Consider the following 19,502-nt stretch of genomic DNA (forward strand, 5'->3'; position numbering starts at 1 on the left):
GGCTCAACGCGGCGCCAGCCAGCGCTCGGCCATGCGCACCCAGGCGGTGGCGCCCAGCGGGATCAGGTCGTCGTTGAAGTCGTAGCTGGGGTTGTGCAGCATGCAGGGCCCCAGGCCGTGGCCGCCTTCGCGGTGCGCGCCTTCGCCGTTGCCGATCATCAGGTAGCAGCCGGGGATCTTCTGCAGGAAGAAGCTGAAGTCCTCGGCGCCCATGGTCGGCTCGAAGGGCACCACGTTGTCGGCCCCCACCACCTCGGCCAGCACGCCCTTGGCGAACTCGGTCTCGGCGTCGTGGTTGATGGTGGGCGGGTAGTTGCGCACGAACTCGAAATCGACCGTGCATTCGAATGCGGCGGCGGTGTGCTCGGCCACTTCCTGCATGCGGCGTTGCAGCAGGTCCAGCACCTCGGTGGTGAAGGTGCGCACGGTGCCTTCCATCACGCAGCGCTCGGGGATCACGTTGGTGGCCTCGCCGGTGTGGATCATGGTCACCGAGATGACGCCGGTGTCGATCGGCCGCTTGTTGCGGCTGATGATGGTCTGGAAGGCCTGCACCATCTGGCAGGCGGCCGGCACCGGGTCGATGCCCAGGTGCGGCATCGCGCCGTGGGCGCCCTTGCCTTTCACGGTGATCTTGAACTCGTTGCTGGAGGCGTAGATCGGCCCGCTGCTGAGCGCGAACTGCCCCACCTTCAGGCCCGGCCAGTTGTGGGCGCCGAACATCGCCTCCATCGGGAACAGGTCGAAGAGGCCGTCCTTGATCATCTCGCGGGCGCCGCCGCCGCCTTCTTCGGCGGGCTGGAACACCAGGTACACCGTGCCGTCGAAGTTCCGGTGCTTGCTCAGGTGCTTGGCGGCGGCCAGCAGCATCGCGGTATGGCCGTCGTGGCCGCAGGCATGCATCTTCCCCGCGTACTTGCTGGCATGCGGGAAGTGGTTGTGTTCGGTCATCGGCAGCGCGTCGATGTCGGCGCGGATGCCGACGGCGCGCTGGGACGTGCCGTTGCGCACGATGCCCACCACGCCGGTCTTGCCCAGGCCGCGGTGCACTTCGATGCCCCAGTCGGTGAGCGCCTTGGCGATCAGGTCGGAGGTGCGCACTTCCTCGAAGCACAGCTCCGGGTGGGCGTGAATGTCTCGTCGCAGGCTGGCAATGCTGGCAGCGTCTGCCAGGATCGATTCGATCAATTGCATGATGAACAAAGCTCCAAGCAGGGAGCGGGCCAGTTTACGCCGGGCCCATGCCCTGGCTCGGCCTGTGCCATAGTGCCCCGATGAGCTCGACCGCCATCGCTGAACGGGTCGTGCGCGGCGCCTGCCCGCACGACTGCCCCGACACCTGCGCCATGCGCGTCACCGTGGCCGACGACCGCGTGATCCGCATCCAGGGCGACCCCGACCACCCGCCCACCCACGGCGCGCTGTGCACCAAGGTGTCCCGTTACGCGGAGCGGGTGGAGCACCCCGAACGGGTGCTGCACCCGATGAAGCGCGTCGGCCCCAAGGGCAGCGGGCAGTTCGAGCGCGTGAGCTGGGACGAGGCGCTGAGCGACATCGCCCAGCGGCTGCAGGCCATCGCGGCTCGCGATCCGCAGGCCATCCTGCCCTACAGCTACGCCGGCACCATGGGCCTGCTGCAGGGTGAATCGATGGCGGCGCGCTTCTTCCACAAGCTGGGCGCCTCGCTGCTGGACCGCACCATCTGCGCCAGCGCCGGCGCAGCCGGCCTGCAGGCCACCTATGGCGGCAAGCTGGGCATGCACCTGGAGCACTTCGCGGGCAGCCGGCTCATCGTCATCTGGGGCAGCAACTCGATCGCGTCGAACCTGCATTTCTGGACCTTCGCTCAGCAGGCCAAGCGGGCGGGCGCCAAGCTCTGGTGCATCGACCCCCGCCGCAGCGAAACCGCCGACAAGTGCCACCGCCACCTGGCGCTGAAGCCGGGCACCGACGGGGCGCTGGCGCTGTCGTTGATGCACGAGCTGATCACCCACGGCTGGCTGGACGCCGCCTACATCGATCAGCATGTCGAGGGCTGGCCCGAGCTGCGCGAGCGCGCCCTGCAATGGCCGCCCGAGCGCGCCGCCCAGGTGTGCGGCGTGGCCGCCGAAGACATCCGCGAGCTGGCCCGCGACTACGGCAGCACGCAGCCCGCGGCCATCCGCCTGAACTACGGCATGCAGCGGGTGCGCGGCGGCGGCAACGCGGTGCGGCTGGTGGCCTTGCTGCCCTGCCTGACCGGCGCCTGGCGCCATCCGTCGGGCGGCATGCTGCTCAGTGCTTCGAGCTGGTTCGTGCGGGCCATCGACCATGCGGCGCTGCAGCGGCCCGACCTGCTGGCCGGCCGCCGGCCCCGCACGCTGAACATGAGCACCATCGGCGACGAGTTGCTGCGCGAGGCCGGCCCCGGCTTCGGCCCCAAGGTGGAGGCGGTGGTGGTCTACAACAGCAACCCGGTGGCGGTGGCGCCGGAGTCGCGCAAGGTGGTGCAGGGCTTTGCGCGCGAAGACCTGTTCACCGTGGTGCTGGAACACTTCATGACCGACACCGCGGACCATGCCGACTACGTGCTGCCCGCCACCACGCAGCTGGAGCACCTGGACCTGCACACCAGCTACGGCCACACCTACGTGCTGCTGAACCAGCCTTCGCTGACGCCGCGCGGCGAGGCCCGCTCCAACACCGACATCTTCCGCGCGCTGGCCGCCCGCATGGGCTTCGACGAGCCCTGCTTCGCCGACAGCGACGAGGCGATGGCCCGTCAGGCCCTGAAGCCGGGCATCCGCTTCGAGGCGCTGCAGCAGCACGGCTGGCAGAAGCTGCCGCTGCCCGAGGCGCCTTTTGCCGAAGGCGGCTTCCACACGCCCAGCGGCAAGGCCGACGCCCGCGGCGCCGACTTCGTGCCCAACTACGAGAGTGCCGACAGCGCGCCCGCGCTGGCGCAGACCTACCCGCTGGCGATGATCTCGCCGCCCGCGCGCCACTTCCTCAACTCCACCTTCGTCAACGTCAAGAGCCTGCGCAGCATCGAAGGCGAGCCGCTGCTCGAGATCCACCCCGACGACGCCAGGCTCCGCGGCATCACCGGCGGGCAGCTGGTGCGGGTGTTCAACGGCCGCGGCAGCTACCGCTGCAAGGCCGAGGTGAGCACCCGGGCGCGGCCCGGCGTGGTGGTGGGCCTGGGCATCTGGTGGCGCAAGTTCGGCGTGGACGGCACCAACGTCAATGAGCTGACGGGCCAGCAGCTCACCGACCTGGGCCGCGCGCCCACCTTCTACGACTGCCTGGTGCAGGTGGAGGCCGCCGAAGCCGCGGCCACGGCCAGCGCCCCCGCAACGGCGTGACGGCTGGCGTGAGGCGCAGCGCCCGCATGGCGATGTGGAGCGGCGCCGCGGCGCTGGCCCTGGTGTTGGTGGCCGCCGGCCTGGGCGGCTGCAGCACCGCGGGCTACTACGCACAGGCGGCGCACGGCCACCTCGACCTGCTGGCCCGCGCGCGGCCGGTGCCCGAGGTGCTGGACGACCCCGCCACGCCGCCGGCACTGCGCCAGCAGCTGGCGTTGTCGCAGCAGATCCGCGACTACGCGGTGACCGAGCTGCACCTGCCCGACAACCGCAGCTACCGCCGCTATGCCGACCTGGGCCGCAGTGCCGCGGTGTGGAACGTGGTGGCCACGCCCGAGCTGTCGCTGCAGCTCAAGACCTGGTGCTTTCCGGTGGTGGGCTGCATCGGCTACCGCGGCTATTACGACCGGGCGGCGGCCGATGCGCTGGCCGCGCAGCTGAAGGCCGAAGGCTGGGAGGTGGCGGTGTATGGCGTGCCGGCCTATTCCACGCTGGGCTGGAGCGACTGGCTGGGCGGCGACCCGCTGCTCAACACCTTCATCGGCTGGTCGGAAGCTGAACTGGCGCGCATGGTGTTCCATGAACTGGCGCACCAGGTGGCCTATGCCAACGGCGACACCGCTTTCAACGAATCCTTCGCCACCGCAGTGGAACGCATCGGCGGCGACCGCTGGCTGGCGCAGCATGGCGCGCCCGGCAGCCGCGAGGCCTACGACCAGATGACGCAGCGGCGCGCGGACTTCCGTGCGCTGACGCTGGCCGCTCGCACCGACCTGGCGGCGCTGTACGCCAGCAGTGCCAGCGACGAAGACAAGCGCCGCGGCAAGGCCGAGCGCCTGGCCCGGCTGCGTGCCGACTATGAAACCATGAAGCGTGAGCGCTGGGGCGGCTATGCCGGCTACGACGCCTGGTTCGCCCGCGCGGGCAACCCGTCGCTGGCGGTGCAGGGCGCCTACAACGACCTGGTGCCGCAGTTCGTGCGCCTGTTCGAGCGCCTGGGCGGGGACTTTCCCCGCTTCTATGCCGAGGTGCGCCGGCTGGCCGCGCTGCCCATGGCCGAGCGCCGCGCCGCCCTGCAGTCATCCCCCTGAACCCTGTTTGACCCCGACCCGCCCGAGGAGAGCCGAATGGCCCGTCAGCCCGACATCCACATCCAACGACCGCATGCCCTGGGCCTGCCGCAGGCGCGCCGCCTGGCCCAGCAGTGGATGCAGCAGGCCGGCGAGAAGTACGGCCTGCAGTTCAAGACCGAAGAAGGCAGCGACGGCGACACCGTGCGCTTCGAGCGCAGCGGCATCCAGGGCACGCTGGCGGTCAAGGCCGACCAGCTCGACCTGCAGGCCGAGCTGAGCTTCCTCTTCAAGGCGATGGGCGCCACGGTGGAAGCCGAGATCGCCCGCAAGCTGGATGCGCTGCTGGCCAAGGCCACAGGCTGAGCGCAGCGAGCTTGGGGGCCTACGGCCACCCGCCCGCCGGGCCGTCCCAAGGGCGGGTGCGCCCCCTCGGGGGGCCGCGAGCGCAGCGAGCTTGGGGGCCTACTTCAACGATTCGATGAGTTCGATGTAGTCGCTCATCGCCTGCTCGGCCGAGGTGCCGGCCAGCGATTGCCAGGCGTCGTACTTGGCGCGGTTGACGAAATCGGTGAGGCCGGGGCGGTCGCCCTGCACGTCGCCGCTGGTGGCCTGCTTGAACAGGCCGTAGATCTTCAGCAGCGTCATGTTGTCGGGCTTCTCGGGCAATTGCTTGCTCTCGGCCACGGCTTGCTCGAAACGGGTCTTCAGGTCTTCGGACATCGAACTTCTCGTCGGAAAGAAAAAGGTCAGACGGCCGGAGCCGGCACGTTGAACACCTGGCGCAGGTAGGCCAGGAAGGTGTGGTCGTCACAGATGGTCTTGCCGGGGCTGTCGCTCAGCTTGGCCACCGGCTGGCCGTTGCAGTGGGTCAGCTTCATCACGATGTGCAGCGTCTTCAGGCCCACGTCGTTGGTGAGGTTGGTGCCGATGCCGAAGCCCAGCTGCGTGCGGTCGGCGAAGTGCCGGTACAGCGCCAGCGCGCGCGGAATGTCCAGCCCGTCGGAAAAGGTCAGCCGCTTGGTGTGCGGGTTGATGCGCAGCTTCTCGTAGTGGGCCAGGGCCTTCTCGCCCCACACGATGGGGTCGCCCGAATCGTGGCGCAGGCCGTCGAACAGCTTGGCGAAGTACAGGTCGAAGTCGGCCAGGAAGGCGTCCATGCCCACCACGTCGGTCAGCGCCACGCCCAGGTCGCCGCGGTACTCCTGCACCCAGCTTTCCAGCGCCGCCTTCTGGAAGTCGCGCAGCCGCACGCCCAGCGCCTGGTAGGTCTGCAGGTACTCGTGCGCCATGGTGCCGATGGGGATCAGGTCCAGGTCGCGCGCCAGCAGCACGTTGCTGGTGCCCTTGAAGTAACGCGAAGCCTCGCGCTTGAGGGTGGTCACCACCTCGCGCTGCCAGGCACCGCTGTAGCGCCGGCGCACGCCGAAGTCGAAGAATTCGAAGGGGTGGGTGCGCGGCGCCTCGTTGTCGAAGCGGTCCAGCAGCTCCAGCTTGTCGGTGAGCCGCTGGCGGCCGCAGGCCAGGGCCTGGTCGGCGTCGAAGCGGCGGAAGTACAGCTCGTTGACCATGGCCAGCACGTAGATCTCGAAGGCCATCACGTGCACCTGCGGACCGTTGGCGATGATCTCCAGCGTGTCGCCCGAGATGCGCACGTGGATGAACTCGCGCTGGAATTGGAAGATGCGCAGGAAGTCGACGAAGTCGGTCTTGATGTAGCGCAGGCCGCGCAGGTACTTCAGCTCGTCGGGCCGAAAGCGCAGGCTGCACAGGTGGTCCAGCTGCTCGCCGATCTCCTGCTCCAGCTCGGACAGCGGATAACCCGGCTCATGCCGGCACACAAAGCGGTATTCGGCCTGCGTCTGCGGGTGGCGATGCAGCATCGCCTGCCACATGGTGAACTTGTAGAGGTCGTTGTCGAGCAGGCTGTGGATGATCGGTTGCACTCGGGTCTCTCCGGCGGCTCGCCTCGGCCGCACCCGGGGGCATTGTCGTCGCAAGCCCCGAGGTGTTCCGCCAGGCGGTGCGCCGGCCTCAGCGCGGCCCGGCCATCTCGCGCAGCCGGCGCTTGAGCGCCCGCTCGCGCCGGTCTTCCTCCAGCCAGTCGGTGCGCACGCCGCGCCACAGCGCCAGCGCCATCAGCAGGATCACCACGGTGAAGGGCAGCGCGAACACGATGGTGGCCGTCTGCACCGCCTTCAGCCCGCCGCTCAGCAGCAGGCTCACCGCAATGCCGGCGATCAGCAGGCCCCACAGGATCTTGCTGCGCGCCGAGGGGTTGGGGTCGCCGCGGTGGCTCATCATGCCCAGCACCAGCGTGGCCGAATCGCCCGAGGTGATGAAGAACACCAGCACCAGCAGTGTGGCCACCACCGACATCACGCTGCCCAGCGGCAGCGCATCGAACATCGCGAACAGGGCGGTGGACACGTCGGCCTTGACCGCCTCGGCGATGGGCGCGCCCTGCAGCAGCTGCAGGTTGAGCGCGGTGCCACCGAAGATGGAGAACCACAGCATGGCCGCGATGGTGGGTGCCAGCACCGTGCCCAGCACGAACTCACGGATGGTGCGGCCGCGCGAGACGCGGGCGATGAACAGGCCCACGAACGGCGCCCAGGACACCCACCAGGCCCAGTAGAAGATGGTCCAGCTGGCCACCCAGTCGGTCTGGCGGAAAGGCGTCATGCGCAGGCTCATGCGCACGAGGTCGCTCAGGTAGCCGCCCAGGGTGTTGGTCAGCGTGTCGATGATGGCCACGGTGGGGCCCAGCAGGAACACCGCCAGCGCCAGCAGCGCAGCCACGATCAGGTTGCCGTTGGACAGCCACTTCAGCCCCTTCTCCACGCCGCTGACGGCGGAGGTGATGAAGATGGCGGTGGTGACGGCGATGATGATCACCTGGGCGGTGTTGCTCACCGGCACGCCGAACACGCGGGCCAGGCCGCTGTTGATCTGCAGCGCGCCGATGCCCAGCGACGCCGCCACGCCGAACGCGGTGGCGATCACGGCCAGCGCATCGAACAGCGGCGCCAGCCGCTGCACCAAGGGAGAACCGAGCGACGAGGTCACCGCGCTCACCAGCGCCGGCTGTTGGCGGCGGAACTGGAAGAAGGCGATGGCCAGCGCGACGATGCTGTACACCGCCCAGGGATGCAGCCCCCAGTGGAAGAAGCTGTAGCGCATGGCCGCGTTGGCGGCATCGGGTGTGTTGGGCGTGATGCCCGGTGGCGGGGTGCCGTAGTGCGAGATGGGCTCGGCCACGCCCCAGAACACCAGGCCGATGCCCATGCCGGCGGCAAACAGCATCGAGAACCAGGAGCCCAGCGAGAACTCGGGCTCGTCGTCTTCGCCGCCCAGCTTCAGCGTGCCGTAGCGACTGAAGGCGAGCAGCACGCACATCACCACCAGCGCCAGCACCACCCACAGGTAGAACGAGCCGAAGGTGTGGGTGATGAAGCCCAGGGCTTGATCGAAGGTGGTGCCGAGCGAGGCGGGGAACAACAAGCCCCAGCCGACGACGACACCGATGAGGCCCGCGGCAATGAACGTTGGCATCGGTGGCCCTCCAGGTACAGAAGGCGACCGATGTTAAGCGCGGTGTGCCGTCAGGCTTGGCGGCTGCGGCGCGCGGCCGGCAGCAGGGCGGCCGCGCCCAGCGCCATCAGCAGCCAGGTGGAGGGCTCGGGCACCGCGGCCACCGACTGCACGCCGTTCAGGTGCAGCTGCCACAGGCCGCCCTTCTGGTCGCCGTAGTTGATGTCGGCGGTGGGCTGGGTCCACTGGCCGATGGTGATGGGCGCCTCGGCGTCGTAGCTGAAGCCTTGCGACAGCTGCGTGCCGTTGGGCGCGTTGAAGGTGGCCACCAGCGTGACCATGTAGCGGCCGGCAGCGGCCTGCGTCAGCGTCAGGCCGCTGTCGTACCAGCCTTGGGCGCCGCTGGGCAGGTCGACATCGTCGTTCTGGCCGATCAGCGTCCAGTCGTTGCCGCTCTGGCGCCACACGGCCAGCGCGGGGTCGAAGTTCAGGCCGTTCTGCCAGGAGTCGGTGAACAGGCTGACGTCGCTGCCGCCGGCGGCCACGTCGAAGGTGATGCGCACCACGTCGTTGTGGTGGGCGAGCTGGCCGCTCAACGTGAAGTCGCCCGCGTGGGCGGCCAGGCCGGTGGCGGCCAGCAGCGCGGCCACGGTGGCGCGCAGGGCGAAGGGGAGGGAGGTGGTCATGAGAGAGATCCTGCTGAACAGATGTCAGGGGGCCAGTTGCGGCGGGTTGGCGCGCGGCGTGGTCTGCGCCGAAGGCACCAGGCGGTTGGTGCCGGCCTGCACTTCGAAGGCGGTGCCGAAGGCCTGCACGTGGCTGATGCTGGCCACCGTGTCCACGTACCACCATTCGCCCACCACGCGCTGCGGCGTGGCATCGATCAGCATGTAGCCGCGGCGCATCAGGTCGATGTACTTGAAGTGCGGGTTCTGGCTGCGCAGGAAGGCGGCGGTGCTGCCCTGCGGGTCGTTCAGGCCCGGCGAGGTGACCGAGGTGCCCACGAACTCCACCGCACGCGAACCCTCGCCGGTCACGCGGTTGTAGCCGCCGCTGGCCACGTCGGCATTGTTCGGGTCCTGCGTCAGGTCGGCCGCCCAGGAGCTGTGGATGTCGCCGGTGAGCACCACCACGTTGTCCACGCCCGGCGTGGTGGCGTTGCCCTTGAGGATGTCGTAGATGCGGTTGCGGGCGGGCTGGTAGCCGTCCCACTGGTCGGCATTGAGGAAGCTGCCGCCACCGGCCGCGTTGGCCGCGCCCACGCCCTTGAGCTGCGCGAACATCACGCCCTGACCCAGGAACTTCCAGCGGGCCTTGCTGTTGCGCAGGCTGCTGGCCACCCAGGCTTCCTGCGTCTCACCCAGCAGGCCGCGGCTGGCATCGGTGAAGGCGCCGGTCTGCGTGAACTGGCCACTTTCGATCAGTTGCTGCGAGCGGGCCGACACCCGCTCTTCCAGCATCAGCAACTCCGCCAGGTCGCCATAGCGGAAGCCGCGCCAGTTCTTGCGCAGGTCGCTGGCATCGGGCACCCGGGTCGGCATCCATTCGTAGTAGGCCTTCAGGGCCTGGGCCACGCGCTCGGCCCACACGCCTTCGGCACCTTCGGTGTGGTTCTGCGCGCCGTCCTTCCACGCGTCGTTGGTGATCTCGTGGTCGTCCCAGATGGCGATCATCGGGTGCTGGCGGTGCATGGCCTGCAGGTCGGCGTCGCGCTTGTACTGCGCATGGCGCATGCGGTAGTCGGCCAGGGTCACCATCTCGTGCGCGGGCTCGGGGGTGCGGGCCGTGCCGTACTGGTTGATGCCGTACTCGTACAGGTAGTCGCCCAGGTGCATCACCAGGTCCAGGTCGGCCCGTTCGGCGATGTGGCGGTAGGCGTTGAAGTAGCCGTAGGCGTGGTTGGAGCAGCTCACCACCGCCATGCGCAGGCGGTCGACTTGGCCCACCGGCAGGGTGCGTGTGCGTCCGATGGGGGAGTCAACACCCTCGGCCTTGAACTGGTAGTAGTAGGTGGTGCCGGGCTGCAGGCCGGCGGCGTCCACCTTCACGGTGTAGTCGCGGTCGGGGTGGGTCTTGGTGCTGCCGCGCAGCACCACCTGGGTCAGCGCCGCGTCACGCGCCACCAGGTACTGCACCGTCACTGCGCCGCGGGCGGTGGCGGGCGTCACGCGGGTCCACAGGATCACGCGGTCGGACAGCGGGTCGCCGCTGGCCACGCCATGCTGGAACACGTTGGCCACGGCCGAGGCCATGGCGCCGCCCAAGGGCATCAAGGTGGAGGCGGCGAGGGCGGCGGTGCCGCTGCCGGATTGGCGGAAGAACTGGCGGCGGTTCGGCCCCTTGCGGACCGGCGGTTTGACGAGCGGGCGTCCCATGGCTGTACTCCTGGCGATGTGCTTGGCGCCCGCGGAACCGTGGGATCGCGCGCGGGCGGTGAAGCGGCGGAGTGTCGGCAGGGTGTGTGTCAGGCGTGCGACGGGGTCTTGTGCCTTTGGCAGTTGATTGCTGGAACACCCTGCGTAGTTGCGTGCTGGTTTGCTCCGGACCGTGCGGGCGGGCCCGGGGGCTTAGCTTCCGCGGTCCGCGCGTTGCGCGGACTGCCCTGCGCTACTTGGGTGGGCGGCCCGCGGCAGAACTCGCTACGTTCGCTGACGCTCACTGCGCTCGGACAACTGCCGCGAGTCAGAGCACGAAGCGCGCTGCGCGCACGGCCACCCACCCTGCGCTGCTCGGCGCTCCAGATGCGCCCCCGGGCCCGCCCGCACGGCCCTGCGCAAAAGGCCAACGGTGGCGCTCTGCGTTGCGGGCTCGCGCTGCGCGCATCGCACGCCAAGCGGTGCATGTGGCCCTCCCGACGCGTGGCTTCATTTCCCGGTTGAGCCTGCAAAGGGCTGGCACCCGCCAGTCCGAGCCGTGCGGTGGGTGGGGGGCGGTGGGGCGATTTCTGGGGCGGCGAGGAGCGCAGTGGCGAGGTCGGCGCGCGCCAGCGCGCTTCGTGAACTGACTCGCGGCAGTTGTCCGAGCGCAGTGAGCGACAGCGAACGTAGCGAGTTCTGCCGCGCGACCTCGACGCGAGCACCGCAGTGGAGTCGGCCCGCAGGGCCGACCGCCCCAGCATGAGCCCCGCCGCCCCCCGCTCAACGCATGGCGGCCGAACAAGAACAGCACCTCAAGCCTTGCCCCAAAGAGCAGCCTGCGACTCTCAGTGCGCCGGCAGCGCCCTCACCCGCGCCACCTCAGCCGCCAGATCAGGCCAGGGCGGTTGCCCAGGCGCGTGCCGCTCGCGCAGGTAGGCGGCGATGTCGGCGACCTGCTGGTCGTCTAACGCGTGCCGGAAAGCGGGCATGAAGCCCAGCTCGCGCGTGGCTGGCTGTTGAATGCCGTCGAGGATGGTGCGCAGCAGGTTGTCGGGCCGGCCGCTGTGCAGCTGGCTGTTCAAGCCCAGCGGCAGGTCGAGGCCGAACTGGCCGGGCACCGGCGTGTCGTGGTGGCAGGCGCCGCAAGCGCCTTCGAAGAGGCGGGCGCGGGCGTCGGGCAGGGGCTTGGTCGCTGGGTTGGGCGTGGCCGCGGCCGGCTGCTGCGTCGGGGGCGTGTTGAACGAAGCCAGATAGGTCGCCATCGCGCGCAGGTCGTCGTCGGGCAGCGCCTGCAGCTGTTGCACCACCGGGGCCATCGGGCCGCCGGCCACGCCGTGGTTCGGGCTGAAGCCGCGGCGCAGGTAGCTGTAGAAGTCCTCTTCGGTCCACGGGCGCGGTGCACGGGCCAGCGCGGTGAGCGCGGGGGCTTCCCAGCCGTCCACCATCGCGCCCGACAGCGTGGCGCTGCCGATGCGTTCAGCGCCGAATGCATTGCGCGGCGTGTGGCAGGCGCCGCAATGGCCAGGGCCGTTCACCAGGTAGGCACCGCGGTTCCAGGCGGCGCTGCGGCCGGGGTCGGCCGCCACCGGGCCGGGCACCAGATACAGCGCGTTCCACATCGCCATCAGCGGCCGCAGGTTGAACGGGAAGGCGAGTTGCGTCGGCGGCGGTGCATGGCGCACCGCGGGCTGGGCCATCAGGTAGGCATACAGCGCGGTCAGGTCCTCGTCCGTCATGCGGGTGAACGCTGTGTACGGAAAGGCCGGGTACAGGTGGCGGCCGTCGCGCGAAATGCCTTCGCGCATCGCGCGCTGGAAGGCGCTGAACGACCATTGGCCGATGCCCGTCTCGGCATCGGGCGTGAGGTTGGTGCTGTAGACGGTGCCGAAGGGCGTTTGCATCGCCCGGCCGCCGGCGTTGGGCGTGCCGCCGGGTGCGGTGTGGCACACCACGCAGTCGCCGGCCGCGGCCAGCAGGCGGCCACGCTCGATGGTCTCGCTTGTATAGACAAGTGCGCTGCTGCCGGGCGCCACCGGGGCGATGGCCGGGCGCCAGCCCAAGACGGCGGCACCCAGCCCCACCGCGCCGGCCAGCAGCGCACCGGCGGTGGCCCACAGGCCGCGGCGGCGGCGGGGCAGTGGCGCGTCGGGCGGCAGCGTGGCGGTGGCGGGTGGCGTTGCGGCAGGCGCGGCCAGCGCTGCAGCAGCAGGCGCCTGCGCGTCGTCCGGTGCCGGCAACGGATTCAGCGCCGCCCGCACCACCTCGGGCGTGAACGGCGGGTTGCGAAAGCGCACGCCGGTGGCGTCGAAGATGGCATTGGCGATGGCCGCCGTGCCCGGCACCGAGGCCGATTCGCCGGCGCCCAGCGGTGCTTCGCCGGGGCGGGGCATCAGCATCACCTCCACCACCGGCACCTCGCGGAAGCTGAGGATGGGGTAGCTGCCCCACTCGCGCGTGGCCACGGCGCCCAGGTTCGGGCCGGCCGGCTCGGTGCGCACCTGTTCCTTCAGCGCGCGGCTGGTGGTCTGCAGCACGTTGCCGTGCACCTGGTGCTGCACGCCGGCGGGGTTGACCATCAGGCCGGCGTCGTGCCCCACCACCACGCGGCTGACGTGCACCTCGCCGGTCACGCGGTTCACCTCCACGTCGGCCACCCAGGCGGCCCAGGCGGCGCCGAAGCCCGGGAACTTGCTGTGCACGTAGCGGGCATAGGCAAAGCCCTGTCCCTTGAGCACCTGGCCGTTGCTGCCCGGCACCGCACCCTGGCCTTGCGGCGCGTTGTGCGGCAGCCAGCCGGCCTTGGCGGCGGTGGCGCGCACCAGCTCGGCGGCGCGTTCGTCCTTCAGGTAGCGCAGCCGGTAGTCCACCGGATCCACGCCCGCGGCGGTGGCCAGCTCGTCGATGTACGACTCATGGGCGAACGAGTTCGGCAGCGCCGACACGCCGCGCAGCCACGAGGCCCGCAGGATGGGCGGCATGTCGTTGGCCGCCACGCGCAGGTTCGCATAGTCGTAGGGCGGCACCGCGGTGCGGTCGCCCATCTCGTAGGCGGTGGCCGTGGCCGGCACCGTGCCGGTGAGCAGCAGCGCGAGCGTGGGCGCGCCGTTGCTGGGGTAGCTGGTCTGGAAGTCGTAGGCCGCGGGCGAACCGTCGGCCTGCAGCCCGCCGTCGATCTGCATCAGCTGGGCGGCGCCCTTGGGCTCCCAGGCGTGTTCCTGCTCACGCGTCAGCTGCACCCGCACCGGCCGGCCCACCGCGCGCGACAGCAGCGCCGCGTCGGCGGCCACGTCGTCGGCGCCGTTGCGGCCGTAGCAGCCGGCAGCCTCCATGCGCACCACGTCCACCTGCACATCGTCCAGGCCGGTGAGCCGGGCCAGGTCGGCGCGAAGCACATGCGGGTTCTGGGTGCCGGCCCACACGGTGAGGCGGCTGCCCTGCCAGTCGGCCACCGCGCACGAAGGGCCGATGGACGCATGCAGCTGGTAGGGCCACAGGTAGCTGCGCGGCATCGGCTGCGCGGCGGTGGCGATGGCGCCCGGCACGTCGCCGCGTTCCAGTAGCAGGCGGCGGGTGGCGGGGTTGGTGCGCACGGCGTTTTCCACGTCGTGCAGGCCGGGCAGGCCGGGCCAGGGCTTCCACTGCACCTGCAGCGCGTGCATCGCGGCCTCGGCCTGGTCTTCACGTTCGGCCACGATGCCGATGAAGTCGCCGATGACCACCACGTCGACGATGCCGGGCACATGGGCGATGGAGTCGCGGTCCACGGCCTGCAGCGTGCGGCCGACGAAGTCGCCGGCGTCCACGCCGGCATAAGGCGGGCGCACCACACGGCCATGCAGCATGCCGGGCAGGCGCATGTCGTGCACGAAGGTCAGCTCGCCGGTGGCCTTGGCCGGGATGTCCACCCGCGGCACAGGCTGGCCGATCACGCGGTGTTCCTGCTCGGGCTTCAGCGCCACGCTGCCGGGCGCCAGTTTCAGCAGCACCTGCCGGCCGTGCAGGTCGGCCGGCGTGGCGCCCTGCTCGCGCAGCCAGGCACGCGCCTGGGCGGCAGCCTGGCGCAGCGGCAGGCCGTGCACCTGCAGCGAGGCACTGGCGATGGTGGCGCCCTGGTTGGGCACGCTGCAGGTGTGGCCCATCAGCATGGTCACCTGGGCCAGCGGCAGGTCCAGCTCTTCGGCCACCAGCTGCGACAGCGCGGTGCGCAAGCCGGTGCCCAGGTCCACATGGCCGTGCAGGCCGTTGGCGCTGCCGTCTTCCCACAGCGCGAGCAGGATCTCCGGGCCTTCGGCGGGGTTGGCCGGGACGGCAGCCGGCTGGCCGGGAGTGGGCGGCGGCGCGGGGGGCGGATCGCGCGTGACCAGCAGCACGCCGGTGGCAGCCAGGAAGCCGGCGCGGTCGAGGTGCTGGGCGCGATGGGCCTGTGTCATGCCGGCAGGGCCTGCTGCCGCAGCACCACCGCCCGCCGCACCGCGGCCAGGATTTCAAGGTGGGTGCCGCAGCGGCACAGGTGGTGGGCCAGCGCTTCGCGGATCTGCGCCTCGGTGGGTTGCGGGCAGTGGTTCAGCAGCGCCACCGTGGCCATCACCATGCCGTTGAGGCAGTAGCCGCATTGCGCAGCCTGGGTGTCGATGAAGGCCTGCTGCGCCCAGTGCGGCGCCTGGCGGTCGCCCAGGCCTTCCAGCGTGGTGATGGTGCGTCCCTGCACGCCGGCCACCGGGATGCAGCACGAGCGCGCCACGCGGCCGTCCACCAGCACCGCGCAGGCGCCGCACTGGCCCAGGCCGCAGCCGTACTTGGGGCCGTTGAGCTGCAAGTCGTTGCGCAGCACCTGCAGCAGCGGCGCGGCTGGCGGCACCTGCAGCGCCTGGGCCTGGCCGTTGACCTGCAGGTGGAGCGTGGCCGTGACCGGTGCGGGAGAGGGTACTGCGGCGGCGGTCACGGTCGGTGGGCTGGCTTTATGCCGTGGTGATGTCGCTCGACTGGATGCGCTTGACGCCCTTGGCCGTCATCTGCTTCCAGGCGGCTTCCAGCGAGCCGTTGAGGTCGATGGCGCGGGTGGCGTCCTCGATCACGTAGACGTTGAAGCCGGCCTTGCGCGCGTCCATCGCGGTCCAGGCCACGCAGAAGTCGGTGGCCAGGCCGGTCACGTACAGGGTCTTGATGCCGCGGGCCTTCAGGTAGCCGGCCAGGCCGGTGACGGTCTTGCGGTCGGCTTCCTCGAAGGCGGAGTAGCTGTCCACGCCCTTGTTGAAGCCCTTGCGGATGATGAGCTGCGCGGTGGGCAGCTTGAGGTCCTTGTGCAGCGCGGCGTCTTCGGTGCCCTGCACGCAGTGGTCCGGCCACAGCACCTGGTTGCCGTACTTCAGCACGGTGGTCTCGAAGGGCTTCTTGCCGCTGTAGCTGCTGGCAAACGACGCATGGCCCGGCGTGTGCCAGTCCTGCGTCACCACGATGTTGGCGAAGGCCGGTGCCAGGCGGTTGATCACCGGCACCACCTCGTCGCCGCCCTGGACCGGCAACGTGCCGCCGGGCACGAAGCAGTTCTGCACGTCCACCACGATGAGGGCCGACTTGTCGTCGGGCTTGATGCCGTCGGCCGCGAAGGCCCAGGGCGTGGCGCCGGCGGCCAGCGCGGCGGTGGCGGTGTGCAGCAGGAACTGGCGGCGGGGCAGGGGGGTGGTCATGGCGAAGGCTCCGGTCGAAAGGTTGAAGGTCGGCGTCAGACGCTCAGGTAGGCCCGCCGCACCTCTTCATTGGCGGCCAGCTCGGCCATGCTGCCGGTGTAACGCATCTGGCCCTTTTCCAGCACATAGGCGCGGTCGGACACCAGCTCGGCGAAATGCATGTTCTGTTCCGACAGCAGGATGCTCACGCCCTGCGCCTTCAGCGCCAGGATCATGTGGGCCATCTGCTCCACGATCACCGGCGCCACGCCTTCGGAAGGTTCGTCCAGCAGCACCAGGAAAGGGTTGCCCATCAGCGTGCGGGCCACGGTCAGCATCTGCTGCTCGCCGCCGCTCATGCGACCGCCGGGGCGGTCGGGCATCTCGCCCAGGTTGGGAAACAGCTGGAACAGGCGCTCGGCCGTCCACAGCGGCGCTTCGCTGCCATCGGGCCAGCGGCGCGGCGGCTGGCGACCCACCTCGAAGTTCTCCAGCACCGTCAGGTCGGTGAACACGCGCCGGTCTTCGGGCACGAAGCCCAGGCCCGCGCGGGCGATCTCGTGCGGCTGCGCGCGGCTGATGTCGCGGCCCATGAACTGCACGCTGCCGCGGCGCTTGGTGAGCAGACCCATCAGCGTCTTCAGCGTGGTGGACTTGCCGGCGCCGTTGCGGCCCATCAGCGCCACCACCTCGCCGCGGCGCACCTGCAGGCCGACGTCGAACAGGATCTGCGCGGCGCCGTACCAGGCGTTCAGGCCGCTGGCGTCCAGCAGCAGTTCGGCTGTGGTGGTGGGTGCGGTCGGGGCGCTCATGCCATCGCTCCGGTGGCCTTCTTCTCAAACGTTTTACCCGTGCCGAAGTACACCTCCTGCACCTTGGGGTGGTCGCGGATCTCGGCCGGCTTGCCTTCGGCGATCAGGCGGCCGCGGGCCAGCACGATCATGCGGTCGGCGTAGGCGAACACCACGTCCATGCTGTGCTCGGTGAACAGCACCGCGATGCCGCGCTCGATCACCAGTTGCTTGGTCAGCGCCATCAGCTCGTTGCGTTCCTTGGGCGCCATGCCGGCGGTGGGCTCGTCCATCAGCAGCAGCTTGGGCCGGTTGGCCATCGCGATGGCCAGCTCCACCCGCTTCACATCGCCATAGGCCAGCACGCTGCAGGGGCGGTCGGCTTGCGCCGCCATGCCCACCTGGGCCAGCAGCGCCAGCGCCTCGTCGCGCTTGTGGGCAGCGGCGCGGCGCCACATCGAGAACAGCAGGCCGTCGCTGGACAGCAGGGCCATCTGCACGTTCTCCACCACCGTCAGCGAGCCGAAGGTCTCGGCGATCTGGAAGGTGCGGCCCACGCCCAGGCGCCAGATGTCGCGCGGTTTGCGGCCGATGAGTTCCTGCCCTTCGAGCTGGATGCTGCCGGTGTCGGCCTTCAGCTGGCCGTTGACCATGTTGAAGGTGGTGGACTTGCCGGCGCCGTTGGGGCCGATGAGGGCCAGCAGCTCGCCCTTGGCGACCGAGAAGCTGACGCCGTCGACCGCGCGGTTGCCGCCGAAGGACTTGCCCAGGTGGGTGACGTTCAATAGGCTCATTGCACCGCCTCCTTGCGTTGGGCGAACAGCTGCCGCACGAAGCCGGCGATGCCCTGCGGGAAGGCCAGCACCAGCAGCAGGATGATGCCGCCCAGCAGGGCGCGCCAGTAGTCGGTGCTGCGGGCCACCGTGTCCTGCAGCCAGGTGAAGGTGACGGCGCCCACCAGCGGGCCCGACAGCGTCTGCAGCCCGCCCAGCAGCACCATCACCAGGCCGTCGACCGAGCGGCCCACGCCCAGCACGTCGGGCGAGATGCTGCCTTTGGAAAAGGCGTACAGCGCGCCCGCCAGGCCGGCGAACAGGCCCGCCACCACGAAGGCCACCCATTGCATGCGCTTGACGTCGATGCCGATCGCATCGGCGCGCAGCAGCGAATCGCGGCCCGCACGCATCGCATAGCCGAAGGGCGAGAAGAGGATGCGGCGCAGCGCCAGCACCGCCAGCGCCACCAGCGCCAGCGTGAGCCAGTAGTAGTGCGTCTTGTCCGAGAGCCATTCGGCCGGCCACACGCCGGTGATGCCGTTGCTGCCGCCGGTGAAGTCGTCCCACTGGAAGGTGACCGACCAGACGATCTGCGCGAAGGCCAGCGTGAGCATGGCCAGGTACACGCCCGACAGCCGCACGCAGAACCAGCCGAACAGCAGCGCGCCCACCGCCGCCGCCACCGGCGACAGCACCAGGGCCAGCTCCATGGGCAGGCCGGCGTTGCGCACCAGCAGCGCCGCCGCATAGGCGCCCAGGCCGAAGTAGGCCGCATGGCCGAACGAATGCATGCCGGCCGGGCCCATGATGAAGTGCAGGCTGGCCGCGAACAGCGCGGCGGTCAGCAGGTCGATGGCCAGCACCGTGAGGTAGGGTGCGTCGGCGGTGGCCAGCGGCATGGCGGCCAGCGCCAGCAGCAGCACCGCGCCGGCGATCTTCAGGCCGCTGCCGGCGGCGCGCAGCGGTTCTTCGGGCGGGGCCGAGTTGCGGCTGGTGCCCTGCGGCCGGCCGAAGAGGCCCCAGGGCCGCACCACCAGCACCACCGCCATCACCAGAAACTCGGCCACCAGCGTGAGCTTGGAGAACGAGAAGGCGATGCCGAACAGCTCGACGTTGCCGATGCCGATGCACAGCGCCTTGATCTCGGCGATCAGCAGCGCCGCCACATAAGCGCCGGGGATGCTGCCCATGCCGCCCACCACCACCACCACGAAGGCGTCGCCGATGGTCAGCAGGTCCAGGCCCAGGTTGGCCGGCTCACGCGGCAGCTGCAAGGCGCCACCCAAGCCGGCCAGCATTGCGCCCAGTGAAAACACCGCGGTGAACAGCCAGGCCTGGTTGACGCCCAGCGCGCCCACCATCTCGCGGTCTTGGGTGGCGGCGCGCACCAGGGTGCCGAAGCGGGTGCGGGTGAGCAGCAGCCACAGCAGGCCCAGCACGATGGGGCCGATGAAGATCAGGAAGAGGTCGTAGGTGGGAAAGCGCCGGCCCAGCAGGTCGATGGAGCCGGTGAGGCCCGGTGCCCGCGGGCCCAGCAGGTCTTCAGGGCCCCACAGCCACAGCGCCGCGTCCTTGATCACCAGCACCAGCGCAAAGGTGGCCAGCAGCTGGAACAGCTCGGGCGCCCGGTAGATGCGACGCAGCAGCGTCACTTCCACCAACGCGCCCACCAGCCCCACGGCGATGGAAGCCAGCAGCAGTGCGGGCCAGAACCAGCCGCTGCCCAGCCGGTCGGCCAGGCTGTAGGCGATGTAGATGCCCAGCATGTAGAACGAGCCGTGCGCGAAGTTCACGATGCGGGTGACGCCGAAGATCAGCGACAGGCCGGCCCCGACGAGGAACAGCGACGACGCGCCGGCCAGGCCGTTGAGCAGTTGGACGATGAAGCCGGATAGATCCATGGCGTGGGGGCTGGGTGCTCTCGGCGATCAAACAGGCGGCCCTGCCGCCGCGGCGGGCGCCGT

The 19,502-nt window shown here is 70.2% G+C and carries 15 protein-coding genes; 3 read left to right on the top strand and 12 right to left on the bottom strand.

The genetic code is table 11. The features are described 5' to 3' along the window. Positions 1–3: 3 nt before the first annotated feature. A complete protein-coding gene (locus MW290_RS16195) occupies positions 4–1,194 on the bottom strand; it encodes a M20 aminoacylase family protein (protein WP_250198750.1) in 1,191 nt (396 codons plus the stop codon). A gap of 80 nt (positions 1,195–1,274) precedes the next feature. On the opposite strand from MW290_RS16195, the gene MW290_RS16200 reads away from it, so the two are divergent. The 3 genes from MW290_RS16200 to MW290_RS16210 are packed head-to-tail and all read left to right on the top strand — an operon-like array spanning position 1,275 to position 4,780. Next, a complete protein-coding gene (locus MW290_RS16200) occupies positions 1,275–3,344 on the top strand; it encodes a molybdopterin-containing oxidoreductase family protein (protein WP_250198751.1) in 2,070 nt (689 codons plus the stop codon). Between the two features lie 32 nt (positions 3,345–3,376). Next, a complete protein-coding gene (locus MW290_RS16205; protein WP_250200024.1) occupies positions 3,377–4,435 on the top strand; it encodes an aminopeptidase in 1,059 nt (352 codons plus the stop codon). Positions 4,436–4,471: 36 nt separating this feature from the next. Beyond that, a complete protein-coding gene (locus MW290_RS16210) occupies positions 4,472–4,780 on the top strand; it encodes a polyhydroxyalkanoic acid system family protein (protein ID WP_250198752.1) in 309 nt (102 codons plus the stop codon). Positions 4,781–4,879: 99 nt separating this feature from the next. On the opposite strand, the gene MW290_RS16215 is transcribed toward MW290_RS16210, so the two are convergent. The 11 genes from MW290_RS16215 to MW290_RS16265 all read right to left on the bottom strand — a co-directional run bounded on the left by MW290_RS16215 (position 4,880) and on the right by MW290_RS16265 (position 19,439). Beyond that, positions 4,880–5,137 (bottom strand): acyl-CoA-binding protein, encoded by a 258-nt coding sequence (locus MW290_RS16215; RefSeq protein ID WP_250198753.1) that lies wholly within the window; start codon positions 5,135–5,137, stop codon positions 4,880–4,882. A 26-nt stretch (positions 5,138–5,163) separates the two neighbouring features. Further along, the gene (gene pncB / locus MW290_RS16220) at positions 5,164–6,360 is read right to left on the bottom strand and encodes a nicotinate phosphoribosyltransferase (RefSeq protein WP_250198754.1); all 1,197 of its coding nucleotides are present in this window, start codon (positions 6,358–6,360) and stop codon (positions 5,164–5,166) included. Positions 6,361–6,448: 88 nt separating this feature from the next. Then, entirely contained in the window at positions 6,449–7,969 is a 1,521-nt protein-coding gene (locus MW290_RS16225) for a BCCT family transporter (RefSeq protein WP_250198755.1), read from the bottom strand. Between the two features lie 50 nt (positions 7,970–8,019). Beyond that, entirely contained in the window at positions 8,020–8,634 is a 615-nt protein-coding gene (locus MW290_RS16230; RefSeq protein ID WP_250198756.1) for a DVUA0089 family protein, read from the bottom strand. Between the two features lie 24 nt (positions 8,635–8,658). Next, positions 8,659–10,323 carry an alkaline phosphatase D family protein gene (locus tag MW290_RS16235; RefSeq protein WP_250198757.1) on the bottom strand — a complete coding sequence of 555 codons (1,665 nt, stop codon included), beginning with the start codon at positions 10,321–10,323 and terminating at the stop codon, positions 8,659–8,661. A gap of 827 nt (positions 10,324–11,150) precedes the next feature. After that, positions 11,151–14,735, bottom strand: a complete 3,585-nt coding sequence (locus MW290_RS16240) for a molybdopterin cofactor-binding domain-containing protein (RefSeq protein WP_250198758.1) — start codon at positions 14,733–14,735, stop codon at positions 11,151–11,153. Continuing rightward, positions 14,732–15,247: a (2Fe-2S)-binding protein gene (locus MW290_RS16245; RefSeq protein WP_250198759.1), complete on the bottom strand. Its 516-nt coding sequence runs from the start codon at positions 15,245–15,247 to the stop codon at positions 14,732–14,734. The genes MW290_RS16240 and MW290_RS16245 overlap by 4 nt, the downstream gene beginning before the upstream one ends. Positions 15,248–15,263: 16 nt before the next feature. Next, entirely contained in the window at positions 15,264–15,992 is a 729-nt protein-coding gene (pncA, locus tag MW290_RS16250) for a bifunctional nicotinamidase/pyrazinamidase (protein WP_250198760.1), read from the bottom strand. Between the two features lie 35 nt (positions 15,993–16,027). Then, the gene (locus tag MW290_RS16255) at positions 16,028–16,783 is read right to left on the bottom strand and encodes an ABC transporter ATP-binding protein (RefSeq protein WP_250198761.1); all 756 of its coding nucleotides are present in this window, start codon (positions 16,781–16,783) and stop codon (positions 16,028–16,030) included. After that, on the bottom strand, positions 16,780–17,556 hold the full coding sequence (locus MW290_RS16260) for an ABC transporter ATP-binding protein (RefSeq protein ID WP_250198762.1): 777 nt from the start codon (positions 17,554–17,556) through the stop codon (positions 16,780–16,782). Before MW290_RS16260 ends, MW290_RS16255 begins: the two co-directional genes overlap by 4 nt. Next, positions 17,553–19,439, bottom strand: a complete 1,887-nt coding sequence (locus MW290_RS16265) for an ABC transporter permease (RefSeq protein WP_250198763.1) — start codon at positions 19,437–19,439, stop codon at positions 17,553–17,555. The genes MW290_RS16260 and MW290_RS16265 overlap by 4 nt, the downstream gene beginning before the upstream one ends. Between the last annotated feature and the right edge of the window lie 63 nt (positions 19,440–19,502).

It is taken from the genome of Aquincola tertiaricarbonis (genome assembly GCF_023573145.1).
Taxonomy (GTDB): domain Bacteria; phylum Pseudomonadota; class Gammaproteobacteria; order Burkholderiales; family Burkholderiaceae_C; genus Aquincola; species Aquincola tertiaricarbonis_B.